This window comes from Clostridia bacterium (assembly GCA_035628995.1).
Classification (GTDB): Bacteria; Bacillota; Clostridia; order Lutisporales; family Lutisporaceae; genus BRH-c25.
The window spans coordinates 13513-26500 of record DASPIR010000008.1 but is presented as its reverse complement, the minus strand read 5'-3'; the positions used below and the strand labels follow the sequence as shown (position 1 = coordinate 26500).

The window sequence follows — 12988 nt, the reverse complement described above, 5'->3', positions numbered from 1 at the left end:
TTGTGAATGCCTATCTTTTTAAACCTATTAGTATATGCACTTTTCTAAATATTATGCAAGGGAATACTGGGATACGGACATATTGCTGAAGAAAACGGACATATTGGTCCTGTGCCCTGTAAATCCGCTATTTTATATATAGCTAGCTGAGTACGCATTGATATATTATGGCACTAGCTATCTGTTTAATTCTTCTATAATATTTCATATGTCGATTTTCTACGATTTAATAATGTTTTTCTATTAGAGTTTTTATTACCTTTAGTTATGTTCTTAACCGTCACTACAACTTAAAATTTCTTTCATCAAGTATGAAATAGCTAGAAACTTTCATGTAAATTTTCAATTGATTCGGCCTAATTTCTTCCAGACAAGATAATAACATCTCAGCATATATTTCCTCACTTAATAATTGCTTTATAGGTTCCTCTGATCTGAAATGAGGAATAATGCTTTTTAGTTTTCTTGATTCATGTGCGATTTTAATATACTCTAGTAAAGCGAATGAAGATCTAGGACAGAAATATGAAAAAGTAAACCATCTCAAGAGATATTCAAATCTGATTTTCTCATTATTATTTGATTTTTCATTTAGGGTCATTGTCACCTGTTTTAACAAAATAATAATGTTAAATATTCTCTTTACTTCTCTTGGAGTAATATGCTTTACTTTATTAACTCTTTTAATAATATTATCAAATAGCTCTTTTTCTTCACTACTAAATACCTTCTTTTCAGATATGTTTAGGCTATATATTGCCGCCTCATCATTAGTGATCGCTGCTTCTTTTGCTAAATTATCATTGAAAATAAGTTTATTCTCTGCTTTTTCAAATAGCCTATAAATATATTCATTATAATCACCCTCATAATGCAGATAAATTGGAATAGTAATATATTTTTCAATATAACCTGCGCAGAACTTGATCTTTTCTGAATCTGAGATATTTTCCCCCTTTAAATAATCATATTTCTCTATTAAAGCTTGATAAATAGAGTTATAATTTATTGATAAAATTATGACTAAATCTTCAACTCCTAAAAATAATTGAAGTGCATCTAGAAATTCAATTATACCTTTTTCGGAACATCTATCTAATTCATCGACGAAAAGCACTATTCTTTCTCTTCTTTGATTCATCTTTAACGAAGGCTTTAACAGCTTCTTTGTATGTTCTGCTATTTTCACATTGCCCTGTTTATTATTCTTTAGCCATACGTGCAATAAATCTTTTAAATCTTCTTTAATATTCTCCCTTATTCCTAATTCGTTATCGTAACTTGGCAAATCTACATTAGCCACTACTCTATCAGACAAGGGCTTAATAAATTTAATTTGGTTTTTAATAAATGGAATTATAACATTAGTGATACTCATTATTAAAGGGATAATTCCCAATGAGCTATAAACTATCATTTTCTTCAATTCTGACAAATTATTTGCATCTTTATAAAAATAATACCCCCAAATAAATAAAATGATGATTGTTAAGCTCATAGAAATATATTTCCATAGATTCTTTCTAAATCTCTTAATGAAACGATGAAAAGAAAAAGTGAACTTTGCCTTAATACCTTTTTCCTCTTCAAACTTGTCAAATAGTATTTTTAATATAGATGCCCATATTTTATTCTGCTCACTATATTCTGAAGCATCATATTTTACTGGGTGTATGTAATAATTATTCTCATTTTGTGAAGTCAAATTTAAGCAGTATAATTCTTCCTCAATAAAATTAATAAAAGCGGATTTGCCCTCTCCCCATTTTCCGAATACCCCTATATTAAAAGGAGTTTCAGTATTTATATTTGAAATGTATTCAGCTAATGTTTTTGAATAAGTTCTTCTAGATAGTAAATCGATTGGTGTTGATTTATCAGAGGCGACTATACCATTCTTATATTTGTGTTTTTCTTTTTCATATATAGCCTTATAGTTTTCTTTTTCAATCTCAGCTTCATGCTTTTCTATTTCTATTTGTTTTGCTACTTTTTTTTCAGTTAGTATTTCTAACTCATTTCCTGGATTACTAATATAGTCTTGATAAGCTGCTTCTTGCTCATTTTCAAAATACTCGATACTCATTTCATCCGTTATATCACTAATCCTTTTATCAAGCTCAGATATTTCTTCTTCATTTTTACTAATTAATTCTTTATGTTTTCTGATATATTCTTCGTTATTCATTCTTTTATCCTTCCTTAAATAATGTACCAAGACTGTAATACATCTTATACATTGATAATGTCACTCATTGTACAGCGTACTACTTTATTATTCCATTGCTTTTATAATATTGAAAAAGTGTTTTTGATGTCGACACCCAACTTACGAGTATTAATTATCACGCCGTTGAACAGTTACCATCCATATTAATCTATTATTCTTTTATATTTATTAGATATTTTGTTAACCGTTCAAACTTTTCAAAAGTATATCCTCGGATATTCAGTCCACTTTGCACCTGCACTACAATCCAATCTGGATACAAGCAATATTTATACTCTCTTGTTTTATTATCAATATATGGTACGAATTTTCTAAACCTATTTTGTATAAGAATGTCATCCTCGTCAAAATAAAATAACATGCTTGCCATATCATCCAATATCTTTTCTTTGCAATCCGATATTAGATATTGCCATGAGAGTTTTCTAGTCAGATATTCTCCCATGTTTTTTTCATATGGCACTTTATTTATAACAGTTTGTACATTTTTGTAAAGTTTTTTAAGATCATAGGTAGGTTCTATACCATATAAAGTTGCAATATTAATAATATGTTTATTCCGGTTTATCGTAAACTCTGGAAGTGTCCTATCAATTTTTTGAATTAATTGGAAATATGACTCATACACATCATCGCCTTCCCAATCGTCACAGAGAACAACATAAAATTGAAATGTATTAAATAAATCAATATAGCAACACAGCGATGCATCGTAGCTAAATAGTATCAAATTGTGATACAGCTCAGTTTCTGTTTCTAATTCCAAAAAGTGGTCGAAAGCATTTAACGGAATAAATGGAATAAGCGGCGCTTTGAATTGTATATTTGAAATCTTATCTCCCTCTTTTGTAACGCTAAGTATGTGACTTATTTTATCATAGGTAATTCCTTTATCAATTGCATAGTTAAATGCAATTTTGCAAATACCATTAATAAATTCTTCATTGCCCAAATTGAAATAATAGCAAAAAATATGCAACTGTTCCAACTCTGATTTTGCTAAATTCCTTTTAAGTTCCTTCTTCAATTGAAGGCAGTCGACGACCTTTTTTCCTTTGATTGTCACAGTATATACTTTACCATCTGGACACATTGCCATTCCCTCGCATGACGGTAATTCCGTTCTACTAGTCTTTTTTAAATTCGGGATTTGAGTTAATACTGTAGAGAAAATTTTACAGAAATCCTTATCAATATATTTTTGAACCAGATTATTGCAGCTTGAGCAACAAATACTTGTTGATTCATAAATTCCTCCAAGTGCATTTTGAATAATATGCTCTTTACTTATGCTATTATCATCTATGTCTCTATTAGAATAAATACACTTCACAGAATTCTTCCTTTCAAGCATAGTCTATAATACCAGAGATGGCAGTTAGTTATTTTCTGCAGAACTTACCAAGTAAGCGTTTATTGCATTACCGCTAGCCTTTTCTTCTCTCCTATTTCTTTACACACTCAATATATTACAAGTGCGAAATGATACATTAATCGCGTAGCCATATAGCGCATAAACCGTGCAAGCACAGTGCCCATAGCAATTCCCTCTAACTTTAGCCTTGTCCTTTACTTAAGTATTATCTAAAGCTGAATTAACACTTCGCTTTGTCTCAACTTTCCTTAATAAGTCAAGTAAAAACTCGTATAACGCTCTTAACCTCTCATGACATTCTAATGCAGCTTCATAAATTGCTTCTGCAAGTTCCATATTTATTTCACCAACATCATTAACAGCCTGCTGTGCAGCATCATCTACAGATTCAGAATTTCCTTCCATTAAATGTTCTTCGAACAGCTCCTGTATTTTATTTTGTGGATCAAATCTAGAGAACTCCTCTAACTTAGAATTAGGTTCCACTCTTTCTCTAATATCTTCACAAATCTTTAGGTCTAACCCCTCAAATATATCATTATAAATATAATTTTCATTTAAATGTTCTACAACTTCTTCTATGCTATATGTAAGATTTTCTAAGTTTTCAACAAGAATTGGCGATAAAACTGCATCAAATCCTCTATATTCATCTCCTCTGCCGTGATGTTGATGTCCAGAATCTGCATAGAAGCTATAATGAAATTCTTCATAGTATATTTCAGCTTGAGTCAGCAGATTTGATATCATCACGTATGTTTTCATGAACTTACTTGAGTAATATGGCACAGCTTCATCAATTTGCATTTGAACAAATATTTCATTGATGTCTTTTATCACTCTTTTATCCTTTATTATTGTTCCACATTCATTATTATGCTTACTTTCATCTGAAAAGTTTGCAGATCCAATATAAGCTGCTTTATCTGTCATAATAATCTTTGAGTGGTTTCCAAAATTAAAAAAAGTCTTTATATCAGCATCATACTTTTCAGGATTCAAACGTTCAATATATGTATCTATTGTATCTTTTGCTTTTTTTCGAGCAAAAGAACTAGTATAAGTTTTAAACCTACCAGGTATATTAGTGATAATTATTACATCTTTATCTACAGGAAATGCTTCTAGTTTTTTTATCAAATCGTCGCTCTCTTTAGAAATATTGTATGTTACAATCCTAACAAACTCAGCATCATCTAATGTTTCCAAGACATCTTCATATCCGAATTCATCTCTAGTCATTATAATCTTAACCTCATCATTTATTTTGATTTCGCTTTTCATATTTTCACCTCTATTTGTTTAATGGTTTTAATCAATAGACTACAATAAATACAGATTATATGTGAAAGTACTGTACCTGACACCATATACTTCTTTACCATAGCTAAAGCTAAAGTAGTTATAATATTATAAATTCATTAGTTTCGGAATAACACTTGTCTATAAATTTTCTTAATAGGATTTTGTCACTTGAGTTAAGTTTTACATTATCTAAAACCCATAGATGTGTGGCCTTTCCAACGGCGTATGAAAACTTTTCAGCATCAAGTTTTTGCACGTTGTTTCTTGATACATTAGGTATTATAGCTTTGTTTTTAATGTTAAAAAGTGCTGATTTTAAGACTATTCCATCAACGATATTAGGCATCGAAATTGAAAAATCCGGGACAAAAACATTTTTTATAAATGTCTTATCTGTTCTATTCCAAGAATATTCACCAAATCCTTTAGACTTTTCGTATGGTAATACTTTATCAATATTATCATCTATAACACATCGGCTAACCTTTTCTGTACGAGTTGGTGAGTTTGAAGAATGGCCATGCTCGTTACATAGATCTCTAAAAAGATATTCTCCAATTATTGAATCGTTAGGGCTACCCATTGTTCCTTCTTCAAATTCATCTTCATCTGCACAAAATATCTCTAAATAATCCACATCTTTTAATTTGTTTATAGCCTCATCAAAATAATCCAGAACATCTAAATAATTATTAAATCTATCTGACAATTCATCAGAAATGATAGGTATTTTAAGATAAGCTATCTGACCATCGTGAACGAAATCATTTATATTGAACTCTATCTCACATTCCTCAACGAGCCCTACTTCATCACTTATATATATGTAACTTGTATCACCTTCCAGATCTTCTAACGTGCCTACACATCCAATAGCTTTACAATTCAGCTCGACATACCCTTCAATATTATTTAGATATTTATCTAGTCTTGCAATAGTATCTGAATTTTCTTTTAGACCAATTAATTGGCATAAAATCTCTGTAGTATTACCATTTTCATAATTCAATATTTTTATTGGTATACTGCAATCAACAAAATTAAGTTCTATAAATTCTTTAGTCTTATTTACACTCGGAAAGACTTCTGCAAACTGCTCCAATTCTAATACTATATCTGTTCCTTGCATTCTAGTGCTTTGCTCTTGTGTCAGACAAATATATTCACTATTCATTTCAAGTTCAATTTTATTAAGCTTATGATCATCATACCGCTTAGATTGAACATTGACATTTCTTGAAAGCATAAAACATGAAAGAAATCCTATTCCGTAATTACCGATTGGATTATAGACATATCCTTTATACTTGTATTCGTTTGAAGAATAATAAGAAACTCCAACATTTAAGAAATATTTTTTCAGAATATCCAAAGACATGCCAACACCATTATCAGTAATCATAACCTCTTTTTTATCCCTATTAAAGCATATATTAATATAAGGTTTATACTTTTCAAACTGATAATCCTTTTGTTCTTGGGCTACTTCTTTCATAAGCATACAAGCATCTATTGAATTTTGCACAAGTTCTCTTAACCCATATTTCTTTTCTCCATATATATGTTCACCCATCAATAACTTAGTTACCGCATTATAATCCAAGTCAAGTCTAAAATCAGAAAAAGTAAATGTTTTAGTTTGAATTTTATTTTCTACATTTGTTTTAAATTGAATAGCATACTTTTTATCTTGAAAGGTATCTGACAAATTAACTGCATCCAGCAATTCTTGATTAATATAATCAATGTATTTTAATAGTTTTCTATGCACTTTGGGATCAGTACTTTCACCATATAACCTTATTACTTTTTGCTTTGTAATTTCATTTATATATATTTTAGGTGTATTTGCAATTATAAAATGTTGACGCCATTCCAAATCGCCATATCCTTCAGGATCAATTAACCGATATAGATACATAGGCGTTCTATTTTCATCAATATCTAACAAATCTGACAATCTTAACAATAATGCAATATACTGTGAATTATATGAATAACTGCCTTTATAATTATCTTGATCTAGTTCAGTTTTCAACCATTGAAATGATTCATTATGAGATTGACAAATCTTTTGAATGTCTTGAGAGAAATATATACTAGTACTATTGGGAAGTAAAAACCAAGATTGTTGCTGCTCATCCATATTCGCGATATGATAAGCAGACCTCTTAGCATGGATAGGCCTAATGCATTCTTGTAAGGCAAGTTTATCGTCTTTTAGTGCATGCAGGACTACAGAATATTTGCACTCAATAATATTGGAATCACCTTGCTTAATCCTTTCAATCTCTTTGCCTGTAACTACCATTCCAATATCATGCAATAATGCAGAATATATCATCATTGTTATTTCCAAGTCATTCATTTGTGTAATATCATCGATGAAATCATACATATAGTTTGTGATCATAATTGAATGATCCACATCATGCTGAGTATAGTTAGAAAAGATGTTTATCACTTGTGGTAATAAGTCTTTTGCATAATTGAATATGCTTTTTATACTCGCCTGAAAATCACTTCCTCTTTCGACAAGTACTTTGTATAATCTTGAATCAATTATATCCATGATATACTCCTTTTCGTTATTCAAAAAAATTTTATTAAAATATTGATTTTTTCATGAACACAAGTAAACGTGCGTCTCCTGATTAAATTCCTATTATTCGCCTTAAGCGAAGCCCCCTGCTTAGTTACGCGCTAAGGAATTGATTAATCATCATATCTATCCCATTTTGACAAATATTTCTTTGAGAGTTGGGTTTGTATTTAAGATGTTTATTGTTTCTCTACCCATTCACATAAACTTGTAAATGGAATAATTGTTAAAAGTACATTTCTTACTACAAAAATCATTTTGGGGAAACATAATTTTATTTAATTATACCATAATTTCCAAATATTTCACTTTGAGTATATAGTTTTTGCAATTATATATACTCTGCTAATTCAAAATTACGTTAACCTTTCCTTTGATTTGTAAGCTTTGAGTACCATGTACTGAAGATAAGAACATATTTACTGTAATGGCTTAACTCTTTCAAAAGAGAAAAGCTAGGCATTTGTTGAATGCCTGGCCTTCACTAACTTTCTATGCTACGAAATTGTAAGGAACCGTTCATATCCGTTCTGAAAACAGTCGAAAATATCGAATCAATCGTAATCCAGAAATAATATAATAATTTAAACAATTTATCAAAATCTATCAGTGGTTTTTGATAACGGAATGGTTAAAACCATTCCCTACGGTACAACCTCATTAGTATATGTAAATATTATATATCGCCTAACTATTGAGCATATCTTTTACATTGATTCGTTTCTCTTTAAGATTATACTTCAGAAATTTGTATCGAATATATCTAGAGAAATTATCTTCATGTGTTGAAATTATAAGTTGCCTATCTGAAAAATCGTTCCTCAAAAGTTCTACTAACGAAGCCATGTTTATCTCATCCATCGTCTGCACGGGATCATCAATCAATAAAATACTTAAGCTATCTTCGCCAGAGCTCCTCCCATATACTTTATTTAGAGTTAACACCCATGCAATGATCATAGCCGAGAGTTGTCCTGAACTCATTGAATGTACGATATCATGATCATTATCTATATCAGAAAGGAACCTTAAAGCATCTGATTTATTTGACTTAGGATCCTGCAAAAAAATTCCACTACCGCGTTGATAAGTCTGTATAACTTTCCCACTGTATATGTAAAATGGTATTTCAACATCAGTAACTAGCTTTCTCCAATGTTTTGATATTTCTGTCTCATATATTGAGGTAATTTTGTATATAGGTCTCTGACTTTTTTCCTTTGCCTTCATTCCTTTGTTACCAATCCATTTTTCAATAGCATCTAGTTTGCTTTTCATACATGAAATTTCTTCTGTTATCCTTTTCCTTTTCTCCTCATTAGATGAAAAGTATTTATAAAGCAAATACCCTTTCTTTTCTCCCACTTTATCTAATCTTAGTTTAGTAATATTCTGTTTATTACCTTTAAAGATACTATTGAATATGGTATCAAAGCTAGTCCTTTCATCTAACATATCATAATTTTTATCAATATCTTTATAAAAACCTTTCAGATAGTTCTTAAAGGATAATATATCTATAGCCGAAACATCTTTCTTCTCTTGCTTCTCGTTCAAATACTCATTAACCTTTATCTTATTCTCCAAACACCAATTAAGGAATTGATTTATTAAATCCTTACTCTTATAAGTCGTCTTAACTTGGTTATAAAAGTCTATATTTATAGGTTCGCCCAACGAAACAACTTTCTCGTTAACTTTTCCAATTAATTTAATAACATGAGTTTCATATAAGTTCTTCAAGTCACTTTCAATAGATTTCATATTATTATCTAGATACCCAACCAAGATAGATGTCTCCTTGGTAATTTGTTCTAGCAGCTTACTATGTCCATTCCAATCATATCCGCACAGTGGACATTGCGACTTTTTAATATCTACTAAACCTGCAACTTTATTAAATTTATCCGTAATAGCCTCTCTTGCTTTATTTAGCTCATCAATTGTTCTAGAGATTGAACTCGAGTATTCTTCTCTACTTCTTAAGCCTTGCATCGATGATTTAATTAATCCATAGTCAGTTTCTCCACCTACAAGCTGCTCAAGCTTATCTATGTCACTATCTTTAATGCTTGTTCTTATGTTTTCGATTTTTAAATTTTCACTATATTTTTTTAAAGTCATTTGTGTTGAGTGTATATTATCAATATCATCAAAACTATTTATCCAATTACCAATAATTATTGCTTCTCTAATTAGTTTTTCATCATTAATAAAAACATTTAAATTTTTATTAAATTGCGAATTTAGATAACTACTTGAATACTCAATAAACCTTTCTAAATCACTTAAGCTTTTCTCAATCTTCTCTTTATTCTCTTTTGATAGAATAAAATCTTCTTTATCCCATTCCTGAATAACATCTAGTTCCTTTAAAATATTGACATATCTTAAATTGCTTTCTAAAGCATTAATACTTGGGCTTTCAATCTCATTTAGCTTGGTAGCAAGTTCATTAACTTCTTGCTGAATACCATCTCTAATCTTTTCTAAGCGTCTTTTAAATTCATCAACCTTTTCTTTTTCTTCCAATTCTTTGTCTGTATCAAACAAATCCTCAATTCTTTCATGCCTTTCTTTTTCTTCCATTCTTAAAAAACTAGTATGATCTTCTTGTTGCATATAGTAAAATAGGTCATAATAACGATTTAGGTTCTTATGAAAAAAGCCACTGACACTTTGTCTGTCTACCGTTTGTAAGCCTTTTAGCTTCTCTGTGATATCATCTGGGTTTATATAATCTTTCATTAAATATGTATCAAATCCATCCCAGTAATCCGGTCGTTTCTCCATAGACTGATTTACTTTTTGAGGATCAAATCGTTTTACAATTGATATTCTATCATTATCAGATACAAGCTCTACCTGTATAATAATTGCTTTATTTTCATCCTTATGAAATAGAAAATGTTCAAACCCTTTAGTTTTATTAATAACACAGTTGCTTTCAATCCTTTTTATACAGCCTGTTAGAGCTAGCTCAATTGCATCAAAAGTGGTTGTTTTCCCATACCCGTTAGGTCCATCAAATACAATCAAATCTGATTTTTCAAAGTCAATTTCTACTTTATCAATCAGTTTAAAATTCTCTATATATACTTTGTTTACACGATACCCACTCATTTGCTCACCCCTATCATTTTAAGAATATCTTCATCACTTAGGCGAGATTGTGTCTTTATACTCTCTAAACTATATTGGGTTATTTGGTTTACTAATAACCTTTCTTCATTACCTATCTGAGCGATCCCTAAACTTATATTTTCAGATAGATCATTCATCTCTTTTTTTATAACATCAAACTTCATATATGGTAGCTTGATAAAGAGTTTCATAGCTAATTCATATGCCGTTGATTCATATATGTTTTTTTTGAATTTCATAAATTCACTTGAATTGTTTATCAACCTATAAAGAGTATCATTAATACTATAATTATCTTTCGCTATTTCTTCTTGTAGATCTTTTACACCCTTATCTGTGTATGGTAAAACATACTTTTTGAATGAATATGGATCTTCCTCAATATCGAAAATTGCTTTTTTTATACTATCGTTCAGCTTTATATCCCTTTCCAGATCTAATGCTTTTGCACATACCAGGATATATATATTCTTATTCATTTCTTTTGTAGTATCAATGCTACCTTCAATTCTATAAAAATCTTGTGTTAATTCTTTTCTTATATCGTTTCTAGTTAAATTGTTTATATCATCAATGAATATAACTAAATAATGTGCCGTTTTAATATTCCTCTTAGAATCACTAGAAAAAAGGCATATAGGTCTTTCATGTACTATTCCATTAAACTTTAATACAAATCCATTTTCGTCGAATATATTAGTAATTAAATCCTTCACTGTAGCAACTCCTTTTTTGCGGTATTTAAATCTATTACTCTAATCTTCTGTGTTTCCATAATTCGTGATTCATACTTTTCTCGCTCTGCTTCCTCTTCTGGTATTACGCTGACTATTTCACTTATGTCATTAAACTTATGGGCATAATCACCAATTGAACTCATACTTATATGATGAGTTATTATAGAATCTATTTCATATAACTTATCTAGATTTATACTATTATTAAGAATGTTCATAGCAATTTCTTGTTTTACTACCTTTTCCACTTCGCTGTCTACAGACCTATCAATAGTAGTTATTAAATAATGTTTACCATGTACCTTAAATATAGCTTGTCCCTCATATATATATTTCCTACCTAGAAACTTCTGAACTAAATACAAAAAAACATCTTTTAAACCATTACAGTTAATTAATTCTTTAAATGATCGCTCATCTAAAATACTGTTATTAATAATAACATGTGGTGTGAGTGTGCGACATAAGTAAACAAACTCAGCATCCGATAAGTTATGCTGTATACTATCAATGAAATATTCTAGTGATTCTATTTCCTCTTCGAGCTTTTTTCTCTCAAGCATAATATCAGGGTCATTACTATTTATCAAATCTATGTAGTTATTGATATGCTCAATACATTTCAAATGAAAATATTGCTTTAAATGACTTATCCAATATATATTGTCCTTTTTAAAATTATTTTCTTTAACTCTAGTAATAGTATTACAAATATCGCATGTAGTAATGGCCTCAACACTGTCTAGCTCTTCAATTATGCATTTATGTCTCTTGCATATGTGTTTATCGATAAAGTCTAAGAGATATAGATAAACTACATCAGAGTCACAAGTAATACCCCTTTTGTCAGCATATTGGTCAATTTCTTTAATTATCATTGCCTCAATTTCATCTATGAAACAATGATCTTTTATTGAGCTATCAGTATTATATTCAAAGACAGAAAATAATTTGTAGTATCGTTCAAAGTCAATTTCATTTAATTTCAACATCATTTTTATTTTATCTTTATCATGTTTATCAAACTGTACAGAGTTTATTATATGTAGAAATCCTTTTTGTGGGTTATGTATGCTAATGTTATTAACGACTTTTGATATAGCGTTGTGATAATGTGACGGTAGTTTTGATTTATGCGCTTTGACCTGGTGTATTGAATAAACAATATTATCATCATATCTATTCTTAATTACAAAGTCCTCAATGTCTTCTAATACTATTTTGCATATATCACAAGAGTTCACCAATGGATATCTTCCATTAATGATTTTTAATATTACATAAAGAGCAACTTTCCCTTGATATTGGTATCCACTCCAACTTGGTGTTGCATCAAAACTACCATCATCAACAAATACTCCATTTTGCTCATACAGTTTTAACCATGTGTTGATTGTATTAACGTTAACTCCATATTGTTCTGCTAATTGTCTCTTCTTCTGCCCACTCTGTAATGCTCCTTTTACATATTCAACTATTTCATTTTTTTCATCAGCGCTATATCTTTCTCTTCTGGCAACCTTATCAGTCATAATATACCTCCATTTGAAGAGCAATGAATATTTCTAACAATATACTACATATCATATTTCTAC

Annotated in this window: 7 protein-coding genes; all 7 read right to left on the bottom strand. The window is 29.8% G+C overall.

Annotation, left to right across the window (positions count from 1 at the left end; genetic code table 11):
• Nucleotides 1–283: 283 nt before the first annotated feature.
• The 7 genes from VEB00_01730 to VEB00_01700 all read right to left on the bottom strand — a co-directional run bounded on the left by VEB00_01730 (nt 284) and on the right by VEB00_01700 (nt 12925).
• Nucleotides 284–2188 (bottom strand): P-loop NTPase fold protein, encoded by a 1905-nt coding sequence (locus VEB00_01730; GenBank protein ID HYF81735.1) that lies wholly within the window; start codon nt 2186–2188, stop codon nt 284–286.
• Between the two features lie 193 nt (nt 2189–2381).
• Nucleotides 2382–3584: an HNH endonuclease gene (locus VEB00_01725; GenBank protein ID HYF81734.1), complete on the bottom strand. Its 1203-nt coding sequence runs from the start codon at nt 3582–3584 to the stop codon at nt 2382–2384.
• 219 nt (nt 3585–3803) lie between these two features.
• Entirely contained in the window at nt 3804–4889 is a 1086-nt protein-coding gene (locus tag VEB00_01720; GenBank protein HYF81733.1) for a phospholipase D-like domain-containing protein, read from the bottom strand.
• Between the two features lie 118 nt (nt 4890–5007).
• Entirely contained in the window at nt 5008–7482 is a 2475-nt protein-coding gene (locus tag VEB00_01715; protein ID HYF81732.1) for an ATP-binding protein, read from the bottom strand.
• A 717-nt stretch (nt 7483–8199) separates the two neighbouring features.
• Entirely contained in the window at nt 8200–10635 is a 2436-nt protein-coding gene (locus tag VEB00_01710; GenBank protein HYF81731.1) for an AAA family ATPase, read from the bottom strand.
• A complete protein-coding gene (locus VEB00_01705; protein HYF81730.1) occupies nt 10632–11372 on the bottom strand; it encodes an ABC-three component system middle component 1 in 741 nt (246 codons plus the stop codon). Before VEB00_01705 ends, VEB00_01710 begins: the two co-directional genes overlap by 4 nt.
• Nucleotides 11369–12925, bottom strand: a complete 1557-nt coding sequence (locus tag VEB00_01700) for an ABC-three component system protein (protein HYF81729.1) — start codon at nt 12923–12925, stop codon at nt 11369–11371. The genes VEB00_01705 and VEB00_01700 overlap by 4 nt, the downstream gene beginning before the upstream one ends.
• Nucleotides 12926–12988: the final 63 nt, after the last annotated feature.